This window comes from Rossellomorea vietnamensis, assembly GCF_025398035.1.
GTDB classification, from domain to species: domain Bacteria; phylum Bacillota; class Bacilli; order Bacillales; family Bacillaceae_B; genus Rossellomorea; species Rossellomorea vietnamensis_B.
In genome coordinates, this window is the sequence record NZ_CP104558.1 from 3135911 (window position 1) to 3151765 (window position 15855).

Consider the following 15855-nt stretch of genomic DNA (forward strand, 5'->3'; position numbering starts at 1 on the left):
TCCTCCTTGTTCGTTCTGGATCATGTCATTATTTTACCTTATGGGAGTCAATTTTAGAAGGTTAGTGGGGAGGTCCGTCCCTGGGTTACTTTTCAAATTATAAAAAGGTAAGTTAATAGGATTATTAGTACTAAGGTTAAAGGATCAATTAGCGATCGGAAATCTGGAGATTAGCTTACGTCCTTAATGTTCTGTATTGGTTTAAAAGGAAGAGTGGTATCCCTATTGATTAATTTTGGAGTAATAATCCACCAAAAAAATAAAAAATGGAGAACATATTCACAAAAGCGCTTTCATATGCTAGGATAGAACCTAATAGGGGAACCTACTCTTGGAAAGGGGGAGAATACGGTCATTGAATGCAAGCTTGGAAGAATGCGTGATTACCAGCCGGTATTTACGCCGTGATCAACGATACTACATCCATGAGTACAAAAGGGGTCATGAAGAGACAGTCGATGTTTTATTTGTTCAGGATGGAATGGATTATGTGGAGCATGGAGAGATTCTCCCGACACTTGAAACGATTCTGGAAAACACGAAATCTCATCATGTGGTACTGGTGCTCGTACCTCCGTCCAGTTCAGAAGAACGCTATCATTTTTATCATCCAAAGGGGAAGCAACATGAAAGCTACGTCCAATTCTTTAATAAGGAACTTCTTCGGGACATACGTCGTCGATTTACCAGTAATGGCAAGACGCTTCGCAAAATAGGGTTGTTAGGGGATTCTCTTGGTGCAGCAGTCTCTATGGGTATAGCTTGTGATTCTCCTGAGTCGTGGTCACACATGCTACTACAATCCGGTGCCTTTACAGATTTTCACGGGGTAAAAGTTCGCAATCTTCAAAAAACAGATTGGTTTGTGTATCAAGTAGTAGGCCGTGGGGAAGAGTCCGTTATCTATCCACTTACCGGAGAAACTCTACCAATCTTATCTTTCAACCGGATTCTTCATAACCAACTTCAATCTATCACAGATACTATTACATACTGCGAAGAAGACGAGCAGCACCTGTGGGATTTTTGGAGAAGGGACTTGCCGCGGGCATTGAACTATTTTATTGATACGAATACAAAAGGGGAAAGGGATGAACACAATGTTTAAAAATGGAAAGTTTCTATTAACGCTTATGTTGATGTTTGCTATGCTATTTACAGCTGCCTGTAACAGCAGCAAATCAAGCTCTACTGGGGAACAAAAAGAAGGAACCAAAGAGGATCCGGTCGAGATTGAATTCTGGACGATGCAATTATCTCCAACTTTTGATGATTACTTAAATGGGGTCATCGCTGACTTTGAAAAGGAAAACCCAAACGTGAAAGTGAAATGGGTGGACATTCCTTGGGGGGATATGGAGACGAAGATCCTTTCAGCCGTCGCATCCAAAACGGCTCCTGACGTGGCGAACCTGAATCCACAATTCGCAGCGAAACTTGCCGAGCTTGATGCGCTTGTCGATATGGATGAAATGGTTCCGGAAGATGTGAAGAGTAAGTACTTCGAGAACATCTGGTCTTCCAACACATTCGACGGAAAGACGTTCGGTATTCCTTGGTACCTGTCTTCTCAGGTAACGATGTATAACTCGGATATCTTCAAGGAAGCGGGACTTGATCCGGAGAAGGCACCAGCTACATTCGAAGAATTATCAGATGTCGCAAAAACGATCAAAGACAAAACGGGTAAATACGCGTTCTTCCCGGCTCTTGATGGAAGTCACCTTCTTGAAACGATGGTCATGATGGGCGTGGATTTAACGAATGAAGATATGACGAAAGCAACGTTCAACACGCCTGAAGGGAAAGAAGCATTCAACTTCTTCGTAGACCTTTACAAGAATGATTTGATTCCACGTGAAGTATTGACGGAAGGACACTCTAAAGCTGTCGATTTGTATCAAGCGGGTGAAATCGCGATCCTGCCTTCAGGTCCACAATTCCTGACGATCGTCGAAGAAAATGCTCCTGATATTTTAAAAGCGACAAGAACAGCTCCAATCATCACGGGTGACACAAACAAGAAAAACGTAGCGGCTATGAACGTCGTGGTGCCTAAGCAATCTGAGCACCAAAAGGCAGCTGTGGACTTCTCCATCTTCTTGACGAATGCAGAGAACCAGGTTGAATTTGATAAACAGACAGCGATCCTTCCATCGATTGAAACGGCTCTTGATGATCCGTACTTCAGTGAAGAGCCTGCGGATGCGACACCTATTGATAAAGCCCGCATCGTATCGGCTGGTCAATTGAAGGACAGTGAAGTGCTGATCCCACCAATGAAGAACTTTGAAGAGCTGCGTACAGCGATGAACGAAGCCCTTCATGCAGCGATGCTTGGGGATATGACAGTGGACGAAGCATTAGATCAGGCTGAAATGAAATGGAACGAAACGCTATCTAAATAAGGGAATGACGGAAAGGGAGTATATCTCCCTTTCTGCATTTCAATGAAAGTACGGTGAAGACAGGATGATCAGCAAGGAAATCGTTTTTGAACAATTAAAGGGAAAGCTTGTGGTGTCATGCCAGGCCCTTGAGCATGAACCGTTGCACGGGGCGGATGTAATGGGGAAAATGGCGAAGGCAGCTTACGTCGGCGGTGCGTCGGGGATCCGGGCAAACAGTGCGGTTGATATTATGGCCATTAAAGAGTACGTGGATTTACCGATCATTGGATTGGTGAAGAGGGATTACCCGGGAAGTGATGTCTACATAACGGCTACCACGAAGGAAGCTGATGAACTGATCAGAGCAGGGGTGGACATGATTGCTATCGACGCGACAACGCGAACACGTCCAAACGGTGAGTCACTGGAAAGCTTGATCGCTTATCTGAAGTCAAAAGGACAAACGATCATGGCAGATGTATCCACCTATGAAGAAGCCATCAACGCTGTGGAACTGGGCGTTGACTGTGTCAGCACCACCATGTCGGGGTACACGCCGTATTCGCCTCAGCAATGTGAACCTGATTTTACATTATTGAAAAGATTGGTTGAGACTATCAAGATTCCGGTGTTTGCCGAAGGGCGGATTTCGACTCCCGAAGAAGTGTGTCAGGCATTGGATATGGGAGCTCATACCGTTGTGGTTGGTTCGGCCATCACAAGGCCGCAGGAAATCACGAAACGGTTTGTACAATCCATCCAGAATAAAGGAGGTAATCAAGATGCAGGCACAAACGGCATCAAAGAGCAAATTAGGAGGATTAATTAACAGCTATTATCCTTCCCTCACAAAGTCTGAACAGAAAGTGGCGACGGTTGTGTTGGAACAGATGGAGAAGGCACTCTATTACTCGGTGACAGATCTTGCCGATGTAGCGGAAGTGGGGGAAACGACGGTGCTGCGCTTCTGTCGTAAGATTGGCATGAAGGGATATCAGGAATTTAAATTGGCCATGGCGAAGGATTTATCCTCTATGTCTCAAGAAGAAGAGTCCGATCCGAGCAAGCCAACGGGCTTTATTCAATCCATTGCTGCTTATACAAAGAACGCGGTAGATGAAACCGTGAATAAGCTGGATGAAGAAACGCTGGAGGAAGCGATCAGACTTCTTTCGGGAGCAAAATCCATCCATTTCTTTGGAGTCGGGACTTCAGGATTGACGGCATTGGATGCGAAGAATCGTTTCCTTCGGATCGGATACCGGTCGGATGCGGTCATCGATCCCCACATCCAATCCATGACGGCTGCCACTGTGAAAGAAGGGGATGTGGTGGTTGGATTGAGTATCTCGGGAAGTACGAAGGACACGATCGATTCCCTGACACTGGCCAAAGAAAACGGAGCAAGCGTCATTGCCATCACGTACTATGCCCGTTCACCGATTACGAAGCTTGCCGATGCCGTTCTGTTAAGCGGCGGGAAGGAATCTCCGCTTGAAGGTGGATCCATGATCGCGAAGATTTCACAGCTTTTCGTCATCGATCTGTTATGCACCGGACTTGCCCTTCACAATAAAGAGTTCTCCCTTGGCATGAAGGAGAAAACCGCAAGAGCCGTTGTAGATAAAATCTATTAAACTGGTAAGCAGGTGAAACGATGAAGGTCATAGGAATCGATGTCGGTGGTACCGGGGTCAAAGGGGCGATTGTCCATCGGGATGGCACGATCCTCCATCAGGAAACGGTCCCCACCGATATCTCGAACGGGAGAGAGGGAATCCTCGGCTCCATCTTTCAAGTGATTGATCTATTAATGAAGAAAGACGGCACGATTTCAGGAATCGGGATTGGCACGGCAGGTCGTGTGGATCCGGTGAAAGGGACCGTCGTTTATGCAACCGATAACCTGCCATCGTGGCAGGGAACCCATGTGAAAGAAGAAATCGAAACGCGCTACGGACTGCCATGTGCCGTCGACAATGATGCGAATGTCGCTCTCCTTGGAGAGCTTTGGAAGTGGGAAGGAAACCCCGAATCAGCGATCATGTTGACCCTTGGGACCGGAGTCGGGGGAGCGAACGCCATACAAGGTGAGGTCTTGCACGGCCATCACCATCAAAGTGGGGAATGGGGACATGTCGTGCTCGTTCCAAATGGAAAGCCATGCAATTGCGGGAAGAAGGGCTGCCTGGAGCAGTATCTGTCGGGTACGGCACTGGTGCAGGACGTTTTCACCGAAACGAAATCTTCTTTCGCGCATGGCTCAGAGATTTTTGAAGAATATTCAAATGGAAATCAACAGGTCAAGAGGGTGGTTGACCGTTATCTGGATTATTTGGCCATCGCCGCGTACAACATCTCTGTGAGCGTCGATCCGGAAGTCCTCTTCATCGGGGGAGGGGTCATTGACTCCAAGGACCATTGGTGGGCCGACTTCCAGGTTAAATTGAAGGAATATTTTGTTAATACAAGCATTTACCCTGCATTACTGGGAAATCAGGCGGGAATGCTTGGAGCTGCCAAGCTCGTATTTCAAGCGATGGAGAAAAGAGGGGAGTCCGTATGAGAAATCATCCGTTAACACCATTTCTGTTTTTGATACCTGGTGTCATCATCCTGGGTGCGTTCATCTTTTATCCCATGCTCAATGCCATCTGGCTGAGCTTCACCAATTACAATATCGTCACCGATGCTGAATTCATCGGACTTGAAAACTACAAAGGGCTGTTCGCTGATGACCTGTTCTGGAAAGTGCTCGGGCAGACCTTATTATATCTGGTCATCGTCGTTCCGGCACTCGTGATCCTGCCGATTTTCCTTGCAATCCTTGTGAACCAGCAGGTGAAGGGGATCGGGTTCTTCCGTTCCGCCTATTATGTACCGGTCGTCACCTCCATGGTCGTGGTGGGGATTGCGTGGAAATGGGTTTACGCCGATAAAGGAATTCTGAATTACATATTGGAATCACTTGGTTTAATCAACGAACCTGTGAACTGGCTGACCTCGACGTCGACATCGATTTTTGCCGTCATGGTCGTCACCATCTGGAAGGGACTCGGCTATTATATGGTCATTTACCTGGCGGGACTGCAGTCGATTTCAGATGATCTTTATGAAGCAGCGGACATTGACGGAGCAAGCAAATGGAAACAGATTTGGCATATTACCATTCCTTTATTAATGCCTTCCATTATGATTGTCACCATCATGTCATCGATTTCCGCCATGAAGGTATTCGAAGAAATCTACGTCATGACCGGCGGAGGACCGCTGAACAGCTCGAAAACACTCGTCTTCTACATTTATGAAGAAGCCTTCGATAAGCTGCAAATGGGCTATGCCAGTGCGGCGGGCGTCGTATTATTCATCATCACATTGATCTTCTCTGTCATTAATATCAAGTTCATGAGCAAAAAAGAATCTGCGATAAAGGGGTGATTCTCCATGAGTTCTCCTTCTCTTGGAACCAGTAACGAACATTCAACCGAACTAACTGTCAAAAAGCCGATAAACGTAAAAAAGGTAGGGAAAGTCGTTCTTCAATATGCAACACTACTTTTCGTCACACTCATCATGGTCGGTCCATTCCTATGGCTCCTGGCCACGTCGCTCAAATCGGGCAGCGAGAATATCTTCTCGTACCCGCCTCAGTTCATCCCCGAAAAAATCACGTTCGGTAACTACGTGGAAGTGATGGATTTCTTCCCGTTCTGGCGTTACCTGTTTAATAGTGTTGTCGTATCCGTGGTGACGGTGATCTTGAATATCGTCTTCTGTTCACTGGCCGCCTACCCGCTCGCCCGCATGAACTTCCGCGGGAAAAACATCGTCTTCGTCCTCATTCTCAGTACGATGATGGTACCGTTTCAGCTCCTGATGATTCCAATTTACCTATTGGCATTGGACCTAGGACTGCAAAACACCTATGCAGGATTGATCCTGCCCCACGCCACCACGGCTTTCGGGATTTTCCTGATGCGTCAGGCATTCCTCACGATCCCGTATGAGCTCGATGAATCAGCCCGTATGGATGGAGCCAATGCGTTTCAAATTTGGTGGAGAGTCCTCATGCCACTCGTTAAACCATCACTCGTCACATTGGCCATTTTTACGTTCATGATGGCATGGGGTGATTTCCTCTGGCCGCTCATCATCTTGAACGATACGAGTATGTACACACTGCCACTCGGCGTCAACACCCTCGCCGGTTCGTTCTCGGCTAACTGGAGATACATCGCGGCAGGATCGATCATCTCGATTCTTCCAATCATCATCATCTTCTCCATCCTGCAGCGCCACTTCATTGCAGGTGCCATGAAAGGGGCGGTGAAAGGATAATGAGCAAGAAAATGACGTGTCATATCGTCTTCCAGACCCACTGGGACAGGGAGTGGTACTTACCATTTGAAGTATTCCGCCACCGGCTCGTACAGGTGATGGACCGGATTGTGTCGGGTCTTGAAAAGGGAGAGTTGGAGCAATTTGTCCTGGATGGCCAGATGGCTGCCCTGGAGGATTATTTTGAGGTTTGCGAAGAGAGCCTGAAGGAAAAAGTCCTTCATTTCATAGAAGAAAAGAAAATCATCATCGGTCCTTGGTATGTCTTGGCCGATGAGTTTCTTGTGAGCGGAGAATCCCTGATCCGGAATATGGAGATGGGACTGAAGATCGCCGGTCGATATGGAGAGACCCAGAAGGTCGGGTACTTACCGGATACATTCGGTCACGTAAGTCAGATGCCTCAGCTGTTACAGAGATTTGGGATTGATAACGCCATTTTGTGGCGGGGAATCAAGCCCGAAACGTCTGAGTTTCATTGGGAAGCGCCGAACGGGTCCAGCGTTTTCACGGCCTTTTTGCCAGAAGGGTATTATCAGCCCCTTTTGAATGAAGACCATCCAGAAGAGCAGTTGACGTCCTATGTGGAGAAGGTCACACCGTATGCGACAACGTCTCAGCTGTTGTTGACGAATGGCGGGGATCATCTGATGCCGAAGCACGGAAATCTGATGAAGCAGATCCATGAGCTTCAAGGGGAAGTGGAGTTTGTGTCCAGCACCTATGAAGCGTTTCTGAAGAGCGTTCAGGCCGAAATCCCGGCTGACTTGCCTGTGTTTGTCGGGGAGATGAGAAGCAATGAGCATATTTATGTTCTTCCCAATGTCCTTTCGGCAAGAAGCTATCTCAAGGTTCAAAATCAGGAGATGGAGGATGAGTTGACGGGCTACACGGAACCACTGGCGACACTTGCCGGGCAAGAGAAGTATCCTCTTCGTTACCTGGAGGAATCCTGGAAGCTTCTACTCTTGAATCATCCTCACGACAGTATTTGTGGCTGCAGCATTGATGAGGTCCATAAGGAAATGGAGACGAGAACGATGATGCTCAGGCAGAGGCTTTCGTCCATACAGAAGGGATCGCTCACTCATCTCGGCGTTCAGGATCCAATGTTTTCAGGAGCAGGACGGAGAAAGCCGTTTGATGATAACAGCGTATTTACGGTCTTCAATCCTCATCCAAGGCCGTTCACCGGCTGGATGTCGGGGGAGATTTGGCTCGAGAAAGAAAGATCGTTCCGTTTACAGGACGAGAACGGGAAGCTTCTTACCCCTGTGATCAAGAATAAGCGGAAGGGTAGACATTTTGCTTCTCCTTTGGACGCGTTCCCGGATTTTAAAGAGGGGACATTTTATGAGCTGGACTTTTATGTGGAGGATCTTGCTGCCACTTCACTCGCTGCTTTTACAGTCGTGGAGGGAAGCTATGAAGAAATCCTTGAGTCACAGGACAGCGTGATTGAAAACGAATATTATTCTATCGAACTGGACGAGGATGGAACCCTTTCACTACTTGAAAAAGAAACGGGCAAGCATCATCAGGGGTTGCATCGGTTCTACAGCACCTTAGACGCTGGTGACGAGTATAACTACTCCCCGCCAGTGAACGATGTGAAGACGGTAGCTGAGCTTGAGGGCACAGGAAAGGTCCGGAGAGCGTCAGGCGTTCAAGAGTTATCGTATGATCTGAAGCTTGTCACACCGTCAGGGTTGAATGGGGATCGAACCGGTCCTTCAGAAGAAACGGTTATAACGACTGTAGAGATCACTCTTACTGTAAAAGAAAAAGATCGGAAAATCGATGTATCGTATGTGATCGATAATCGCTCGAGGGACCAGCGGTTACGTGTTCAATATCCGTTGGGAACGTCCGTTGATCACACGTATAGTGATACGGCGTTCGATGTGGTGAAGCGGGAAGCGAAGAAGGATGAAGCGTTTGACGCAGTGAAACAAAAGGAAGTGCCGGTTGTCGTCGAGCCTTCTCTATCATTTGTGCGTTCGGATAGCGGATTCACTTTTTACCATCGAGGGTTGCAGGAGTACCAGATTACCAGAATGGAAGAAGAAGATTCCCTTGATGTGACGCTGATCAGGAGCGTCGGCTGGCTGTCCCGTGATGATTTACGGACACGTGGCGGGGGAGCGGGACCAAATATGGAAACGCCGGATGCCCAGTGTATCGGCACGTATACCTTCCGCGCATCATTTGAATTCCACCCCCAAAAGAGTATGGGGCGCGTGGCGACGGAAGCCCACTTGTTCCGTGTTCCCCCACGGATCTATCCCGGTGAAGCGAAGGGAATCGGTCGTTTAGTAGAGATCGATAATGAAGAGGTACAGTGGAGTTCCCTTAGAAGAGTAGAGGATGGAGTGGAGCTGCGTCTATGGAATCCGACGGAACAGGAACAGCCGTTTAGTTTAACCCCACGTGGTGAGCGAGTGAACTTTCTGCGTGAACCTGTCCTCAATGGCAGGGATACATTGAAACCGAAGGAAATCGCTACTTACCTCATAAAAGGAGGAAACAAGCATGAATAGAAAGATTGCCCTCCTGCCTGTGGATGGGAGACCGGTAACAAGGGAGCTTCCAAGGCAGATCGCCTCGATCGGCAATTGGGAAGTATTGCTTCCGTCTAAAGATCTCCTGGGCTTTTTGAAGAACCCCGGAGATATCGAGGCTTTGAAAAAGTGGATCTGGGAAGTGGCTCCCGATGTGGATGGATTTGTCCTTTCCGTTGACATGCTCGGATATGGAGGACTGGTTCCTTCCCGTGTTTGTACCGACGGAGAGGAGACCATCAAGCAGCGCATCAGGATCCTTCGCTCATTAAAAGAAAAGTATCCCGGCAAAGCCCTGATGGCGTTCAGCTCCACCATGAGGATCTCCAATAACTACGTCAATGAGGAAGAGAAGGAATACTGGAGTGATTACGGAGTCGAGCTTTGGGAGTATTCCTTCCATATTCACCGGTTTGAGAAAACGGGGTGTGAGGAATCCAATCGAAATGTACAGAATCTCAGGAGTCGGATCCCTTCAGAGGTGCTGGAAGACTACTTATCAACGAGACTGAAAAACTATCGTGTAAACGTTTCCCTTTTGGATATGGTGGAAGATCGAACACTTGATGTACTGGTATTCCCGCAGGATGATACGTCCGAGTATGGCTTGAATATCGGGGAGCAGGAAGACCTTTCAAGGAAGGTATTTGAACGGGAGTTATTTCAGGGTGTATTCATTTATCCGGGAGCGGATGAAGTGGCCAATACCCTTGTGGCAAAGATGATCTATCAGCTTGAAAATGTCCCGTTCCCGACGTTTTTTCCGATATACAGTGGTGAAACGGGTGCGTTATCGACGGCCATGTATGAAGACCGGCCGATCTGTGAATCGGTGAAGGGACAGATCTTTGCCTTTGGCGGGTACACGGTTAATCACCCGGGGGAAGCGGATATTGTGTTTGCCGCCAATGTACCGGGGAAGCGACAGGGAGATCTTGCCCTGCAAAAATACCTGGGGGAAGTCGACACCCCTGATCGGAATATAGGGGAGTGGATCAAGCGCATCTCTCATTATCTTCGTCAGGATAAGCTTGTGGCGGTGGCAGATACAGCCTATGCGAACGGAGTCGATGTTCGTATGCTGCCGGAGTTGCTGTCTGAGGTCAAGGTGAGTGAGCTTGCCGGATTTGCAGGCTGGAATACAGCGGGCAATACGCTCGGGACGGTCGTGGCACAGGCGGCGATGGTTCACCTTCAGAAGCAGAAGCCTTCCCTTCCTGAAGCAGAGGTAAAGGAAAGGCTGCAGGCTGAAATCACCCTCAGATTATTGGATGATTATGTGTATCAGTCGATTGTCCGTCAAGAGGTTAGGGCTGTAGTGGATGAGTCGGCAGTCAGCCGGGAAGAGCTGTTGAGCAGGGTGACGGAACTATTCCGTAAGGAGGCTTCTGACTTCCTGGAACGATACCATCTCCATTTTTCATTGAAGGACATTTACCTGCCTTGGGACAGGACGTTCGAAATCGGTATAGGCAGGGGTGGTGAGTCATGACCTTACGGATCGGGGTGGACTTGGGTGGAACGAATATGCGGGCCGCACTCCTAGATGACAAAGGCAGGATCCTGAAAGAAGCCAAAGAGAAGACGGAGGCTCACGCAGGGCCGGTGAAGGTCATCGCCAACTTGATTTCACTCATTGAAACGGTGAAAGGGGACGAGAGTGTGCTCGTCATCGGGATCGGTAGCCCTGGTCCCCTGGATGCGCGATCCGGCACGATTCTTTCTCCCCCTAACTTACCTGGCTGGGAGCGGATTCCCTTGGCTGCGATTATCGAGGAGCATTTTGAATTACCCGTGAAGGTGGATAATGATGCGAATGTGGCGGCTGTGGCTGAAGCGAAGCTTGGAGCGGGCGCCGGCTATGAAAGTGTTTATTATCTGACGGTAAGCACGGGTGTCGGTGGTGGATTTGTCATTAACGGGAAGGTATTTCAAGGTGCAAATGGATATGCCGGAGAGGTTGGCAATATGATTGTGGTGCCGAATGGAAGAAAGCATCCTTCGTTAAATCCTGGCGCACTTGAAAGTTTGGCAAGCGGAACGGCCATTGGGGCAGCCGGGGAGTCAATTGGGATCCCCGGTGGGTCCGAAGCCGTGTTTAACGAAGCTCGTAATGGAAATGAAGCGGCCCAGAGCATTATTGATGAAGCTGTCGTATACCTGGCCATGGCAATCGCCAATCTCACCCATGCCATCAATCCTGACGTCTTCGTATTGGGTGGGGGCGTGATGAGTTCAGAAGAGCAGATTCTCCATCCATTAAGGGCCAAGGTGAAAGAGTATGTGTATCCGGAATTGAAAGAACTCGTCAAGATCGTCCCTGCAAAGCTTGGTTCCAACTCAGGGGTGATCGGGGCAGGATTCATCGTTTAGTTTTTTATGAGAAAGGTGTGAAAGGAATGGAAACGTTACAAGCAGACATCATCATCATCGGTGGCGGAATCGGGGGATGTACGGCTGCACTCGCTGCATCGAAACGTGGAAAAAAAGTCATCCTGACCGAAGAGACCGATTGGATAGGGGGACAGCTGACGAGCCAGGCGGTCCCGCCGGATGAGCACCAGTGGATCGAGCAGTTTGGCTGCACGAGGACATACCGTGAGTTCCGGAACCGTGTGCGGGAGTACTACCGTCGTCACTATCCTCTGAAGGAAGAGGCAAGGCGGGATGAACGGCTGAATCCAGGAAAGGGATGGGTCAGCAGGCTCTGCCATGAACCGAAAGTGGCCCTAGCCGTCCTTCAGGAGATGCTCATTCCTTATACGAGCAGCGGGAGGTTATCAATTCTTACTGATTATAAAGTGACCGGTGCGGACGTGGATGGAGACGATGTTCGATCTGTTACCGTTCAGCATAGGGACGGACCTGTCAAAGTCCTGCAGGGGCATTATTATCTGGATGCGACGGAAACCGGAGAGCTTTTGCCATTGGCAGGAGTGGAATACGTCACAGGGGCAGAAGCCAAAAAGGATACAGGCGAGCTGCATGCCCCGGAAGAAGCCAGGCCGCAGGACATGCAGTCCTTCACGTATGTGTTCGCAGTGGACTATGTGGAGGGCGGAAATTTTGTCATTGAAAAGCCGGAACAGTATGAGTTCTGGAAAGACTATCGTGCCCCGTTTTTACAGCATCAGCAGTTAAGCTGGTTCGCCCCCGATGCCCATACGGGTGGTTCGAAGGAATTTGCGATGTTCCATCATGAAGACCTGTGGGGGCTGTGGGATTACCGGCGGATCGTGGACCCGAGCCTTTTTGTTGAGGGCGCCTATGAAGGGGATATCTCCCTGATCAATTGGCCGCAGAACGATTATTGGAGTGGTTCGATCATCGATGTCAGTGATGAAGACCGGGCAAAGCATATCCATGAGTCGAAGCAGCTGAGTCTTTCCCTGCTGTACTGGCTGCAGACGGAAGCGCCTAGGCCGGATGGGGGAAAAGGGTACCCTGGACTGAGGTTGCGGGGGGATGTTCTCGGGACGGAGGATGGTCTCGCCAAATATCCTTATATTCGTGAATCGAGGAGAATCAAAGCCGTGTCGACGGTAGTCGAAGAAGACATCAATGCCAATACGAGGGACGGCATAAAACAGGTGAATGATTCTGTGGGGATCGGCTGTTACCGGATCGATTTGCATCCGACGACGGAGACGAATACGTTCTTTTACGCTGAAAGTTATCCGTTTGAGATTCCTTTGGGGGCTATGCTGCCGGTGCGGGTGAACAATGTGCTTCCAGCGTGTAAGAATATCGGATCTACCCATATTACGAACGGCTGCTTCAGGGTGCATCCGGTGGAATGGAATATCGGGGAATCGGCAGGGTATCTTGCTTCTTTTGCCATGGAGAAAGGCGTGTTGCCCCGTGAAGTGAGGGAGGATCAAGCGTTGTTGCGGAAATTTCAGGCACTGCTGGTGGTAGAAGGGATTGAATTGAAGTGGCCAGAAGTAGGGCCGATCTAGGAGGGCTCCCTGTTAACAGGGGGTCTCTCCGCACGTTTTATAAGTCGAAAGGTCTAGAGTTGGACGTTCGATTTGTCTAAAAATGAAGAATTTATCCATCTTAATATTCTATTATGAAGAAGTATTCCTTTTATTCAGAAAATTATGATAGAATGAAACTGCCACATCATGATAGCGCATACATATAAAACGATTATATGGAGGTACTCTATGAAAAAGTGGTTAATCGGAAAGAAAATGACAATGTCAGCCATGGCCCTCGCACTGACAATCCCGGCTCTTCAAGCCCCGGCACTCACAGCGGAAGCGGATGAAGGGGGAGCGACCAAAGTCGTCGATGAGGATGGAATCAGCATCATCGTCAATGCAGAAAATGATCGCAACAATACGAACAAGCTTGTCGTGTTTGATCCCACGTTCAGTTATTTTACCGAAACAAACGGGTCATCGTATGAAGTGATCCTCAAGAAGGATGAGGGGAACAGTTATCATGTTGTGTCTTCCGGGCAGGGAGACAGTGCGATTCCTGAAGACGGGGTCGTCCTGTCAACGGGACCGCAAACGACAGATGAGATCATGCGTTTCCTGAAGAGCCTGGAAAAGGGAGAGAGTGTTTCGATCAATGAACCGGTTGAAAGGACCTATGCCAATACATTAGATGATATTGACCCAACCGATGAATCAAATCCTGAGGGAGCCCCGTTTCCGGGAAATCGTGGAGCCAACCAACTCTTGCTGTATACTCCTGCCTTTGGTTCAAGCACAGGAACAAATCCATATGGATATGAAATTACCGTGACCGATGGAGTCGTCACGAAAATCGGCGGAGGGGACAGTAGCATTCCGTCCAACGGATTTGTCGTAAGCGGACACGGAACAGAAGCGGAATACCTGAAAAAAGCAGAGATTGGGATGAAAGTGGAGTATGATGCGGACGGTAAAATTGAATTGATCCGCGACGCGTCCACCTATATTTTTAAAAGTGAACAAACCTTGCAGGAAGCGAAGCAAAGCATCGCTCATGCTGAGGAAAATTATATTGATGCAGAGTTTAAGAAAGCACATGCTTCTGTAAAGGAAGCGGAGGATTTTTTGAAAAAGGCAGGAGATATCCAGAGTGAAGATCCTCAAAAGGCCTTGGAATATACGGAAGAAGCGACTCAGGCCGCCTACGACGCGTACTACTATTCCCTTCCTTCTGAAGTAGGGGAGCAGCGTGCGATCTGGTATCGACCGGAAGAGAAGGATCTGGATGACGTCATCACGACGTTGGACCGGATGGAAGAGGCAGGCTTCAACTCTCTGTATCTTGAAACGACGTTCTGGGGATATACGATCTTCCCGAGTGACACGATGGAAGCCTACGGTCTGCCAAAGCAGCACCCGAACTTCGCCAATCAGGACTATGGGAAATACGGTTCGGACATCCTGAAAGCTTTCATTGAAGAAGGCAAGAAGCGGGGGATCACGATTCAATCGTGGACGGATGGCTTCATGATCGGCCACAGCAGCCTTGGTCTGCCGTCACAGTTCAAAAAGTACCCTGAATGGAGCGCGGTACAGCGAAATGATGAACCGGGCACACCGGGAAGTGATTCCAGCAGCAACTATTACTGGCTGGACATTGCAAACCCTGACGTCCAGGACTTTATGCTGGATATCTATAAAGAACAGCAAGAGGACTATAAGATCACAGGTGTAAATATCGACTATATGCGTTATCCGCACCATCCGTTTGATAAGAGCTATGGTTTCAGTGCTTCGAATCGTGAACGTTTCGAAACGGAATTCGGAGTCGATCCAATGGATTTAGAAGAGTCCGATGCGTTATGGGAAGAGTGGGAGAATTGGCTGCGTGAACAGGAAAACACGTTTGTCGATCAGCTTCATGTACAGAGTAAAGACATATACCCTGCCTTTATGGTCACGGCGACTCCTGAACCGGGGGCAGAGGCTGTCCTGATCAGCGACTGGGTAGAGGACATCGATGGTGTCATCCCGCAGGCGTATGGACATGATTTCAATAGCATCCAATCGACGGTCATCGCCAGTAAAAAGCTGACTCCGCCTTCGATGATGTATTATACGGGGATCTATTCGTTCTTCCATCACCTTGGTGAAAAAGCAGCCGTCAATGATGTATTGGCAGCAGGTCATGGAACGTCAGGTGTGAACATGTTCGCCTTCGGTCAGGCCAGTGCCCCTTCTGTGGACGCATTGGGGAAAGGGCCGTGGAGAAATGCGGCAATTAACCCTGGGGAAGATCCCAAAGCGGCTGTCCATGCTACGGTTAAGCAGTTGAAGGAACAGGTGGCTTCCATTTATATACCAAAGGGAGCGGTTAACAAGGAAGAAGGAAAAGAGCTGGAGAATAATCTTAGTAAATGGGAGAAAATGATGAAGCGGCCGGATCAGTCTCTCAAAATAGACAAAGTAGAGAAGGAGTTTGAGAAGACGGTTGAACTGATTAACTCCTTTAAAACACTGAATCCAATAGTGAAGGATAGAGTAGTGGAGAAGATGGATAAAGTGGAGAAGTGGTTGAATTATTATTATGAGAAACAGCAGTAAATAAAAAGGTTTTGGGAGCCCGATTCTCCCAAAACC

The 15855-nt window shown here is 48.6% G+C and carries 12 protein-coding genes; all 12 read left to right on the top strand.

Features of this window, described 5'->3' with window-relative positions:
* Positions 1 to 355 precede the first annotated feature (355 nt).
* The 12 genes from N5C46_RS16175 (at position 356) to N5C46_RS16230 (ending at position 15819) form a co-directional block, all read left to right on the top strand.
* The gene (locus N5C46_RS16175; RefSeq protein ID WP_261749380.1) at positions 356 to 1108 is read left to right on the top strand and encodes an alpha/beta hydrolase-fold protein; all 753 of its coding nucleotides are present in this window, start codon (positions 356 to 358) and stop codon (positions 1106 to 1108) included.
* Positions 1092 to 2408, top strand: a complete 1317-nt coding sequence (locus N5C46_RS16180; protein ID WP_261749381.1) for an ABC transporter substrate-binding protein — start codon at positions 1092 to 1094, stop codon at positions 2406 to 2408. Before N5C46_RS16175 ends, N5C46_RS16180 begins: the two co-directional genes overlap by 17 nt.
* Positions 2409 to 2472: 64 nt before the next feature.
* Entirely contained in the window at positions 2473 to 3219 is a 747-nt protein-coding gene (locus N5C46_RS16185) for an N-acetylmannosamine-6-phosphate 2-epimerase (protein ID WP_261749382.1), read from the top strand.
* Complete coding sequence (locus N5C46_RS16190; RefSeq protein ID WP_261749383.1) at positions 3173 to 4027, top strand: MurR/RpiR family transcriptional regulator; 855 nt, start codon at positions 3173 to 3175, stop codon at positions 4025 to 4027. Before N5C46_RS16185 ends, N5C46_RS16190 begins: the two co-directional genes overlap by 47 nt.
* Before the next feature lie 20 nt (positions 4028 to 4047).
* Positions 4048 to 4956 (top strand): ROK family protein, encoded by a 909-nt coding sequence (locus N5C46_RS16195; RefSeq protein WP_261749384.1) that lies wholly within the window; start codon positions 4048 to 4050, stop codon positions 4954 to 4956.
* Positions 4953 to 5828: a carbohydrate ABC transporter permease gene (locus tag N5C46_RS16200; RefSeq protein WP_261749385.1), complete on the top strand. Its 876-nt coding sequence runs from the start codon at positions 4953 to 4955 to the stop codon at positions 5826 to 5828. The genes N5C46_RS16195 and N5C46_RS16200 overlap by 4 nt, the downstream gene beginning before the upstream one ends.
* A gap of 6 nt (positions 5829 to 5834) precedes the next feature.
* Complete coding sequence (locus N5C46_RS16205; protein ID WP_261749386.1) at positions 5835 to 6728, top strand: carbohydrate ABC transporter permease; 894 nt, start codon at positions 5835 to 5837, stop codon at positions 6726 to 6728.
* Complete coding sequence (locus N5C46_RS16210) at positions 6728 to 9268, top strand: alpha-mannosidase (RefSeq protein ID WP_261749387.1); 2541 nt, start codon at positions 6728 to 6730, stop codon at positions 9266 to 9268. Before N5C46_RS16205 ends, N5C46_RS16210 begins: the two co-directional genes overlap by 1 nt.
* Positions 9261 to 10781: a DUF4127 family protein gene (locus N5C46_RS16215; RefSeq protein ID WP_261749388.1), complete on the top strand. Its 1521-nt coding sequence runs from the start codon at positions 9261 to 9263 to the stop codon at positions 10779 to 10781. The genes N5C46_RS16210 and N5C46_RS16215 overlap by 8 nt, the downstream gene beginning before the upstream one ends.
* A complete protein-coding gene (locus N5C46_RS16220) occupies positions 10778 to 11662 on the top strand; it encodes an ROK family protein (protein WP_261749389.1) in 885 nt (294 codons plus the stop codon). Before N5C46_RS16215 ends, N5C46_RS16220 begins: the two co-directional genes overlap by 4 nt.
* A gap of 26 nt (positions 11663 to 11688) precedes the next feature.
* Positions 11689 to 13248 (top strand): FAD-dependent oxidoreductase, encoded by a 1560-nt coding sequence (locus N5C46_RS16225; protein WP_261749390.1) that lies wholly within the window; start codon positions 11689 to 11691, stop codon positions 13246 to 13248.
* 210 nt (positions 13249 to 13458) lie between these two features.
* Entirely contained in the window at positions 13459 to 15819 is a 2361-nt protein-coding gene (locus N5C46_RS16230) for a glycoside hydrolase family 10-like protein (protein WP_261749391.1), read from the top strand.
* Positions 15820 to 15855 lie beyond the last annotated feature (36 nt).

What these genes read in the sequence shown, in the direction of transcription:
- N5C46_RS16220 (WP_261749389.1), top strand. Translation starts at nt 10,778, where the DNA reads ATGACCTTACGGATCGGGGTGGACTTGGGTGGAACGAATATGCGGGCC.
- N5C46_RS16195 (WP_261749384.1), top strand. Translation starts at nt 4,048, where the DNA reads ATGAAGGTCATAGGAATCGATGTCGGTGGTACCGGGGTCAAAGGGGCG.
- N5C46_RS16215 (WP_261749388.1), top strand. Translation starts at nt 9,261, where the DNA reads ATGAATAGAAAGATTGCCCTCCTGCCTGTGGATGGGAGACCGGTAACA.
- N5C46_RS16180 (WP_261749381.1), top strand. Translation starts at nt 1,092, where the DNA reads ATGAACACAATGTTTAAAAATGGAAAGTTTCTATTAACGCTTATGTTG.
- N5C46_RS16205 (WP_261749386.1), top strand. Translation starts at nt 5,835, where the DNA reads ATGAGTTCTCCTTCTCTTGGAACCAGTAACGAACATTCAACCGAACTA.
- N5C46_RS16230 (WP_261749391.1), top strand. Translation starts at nt 13,459, where the DNA reads ATGAAAAAGTGGTTAATCGGAAAGAAAATGACAATGTCAGCCATGGCC.
- N5C46_RS16185 (WP_261749382.1), top strand. Translation starts at nt 2,473, where the DNA reads ATGATCAGCAAGGAAATCGTTTTTGAACAATTAAAGGGAAAGCTTGTG.
- N5C46_RS16225 (WP_261749390.1), top strand. Translation starts at nt 11,689, where the DNA reads ATGGAAACGTTACAAGCAGACATCATCATCATCGGTGGCGGAATCGGG.
- N5C46_RS16200 (WP_261749385.1), top strand. Translation starts at nt 4,953, where the DNA reads ATGAGAAATCATCCGTTAACACCATTTCTGTTTTTGATACCTGGTGTC.
- N5C46_RS16190 (WP_261749383.1), top strand. Translation starts at nt 3,173, where the DNA reads ATGCAGGCACAAACGGCATCAAAGAGCAAATTAGGAGGATTAATTAAC.
- N5C46_RS16210 (WP_261749387.1), top strand. Translation starts at nt 6,728, where the DNA reads ATGAGCAAGAAAATGACGTGTCATATCGTCTTCCAGACCCACTGGGAC.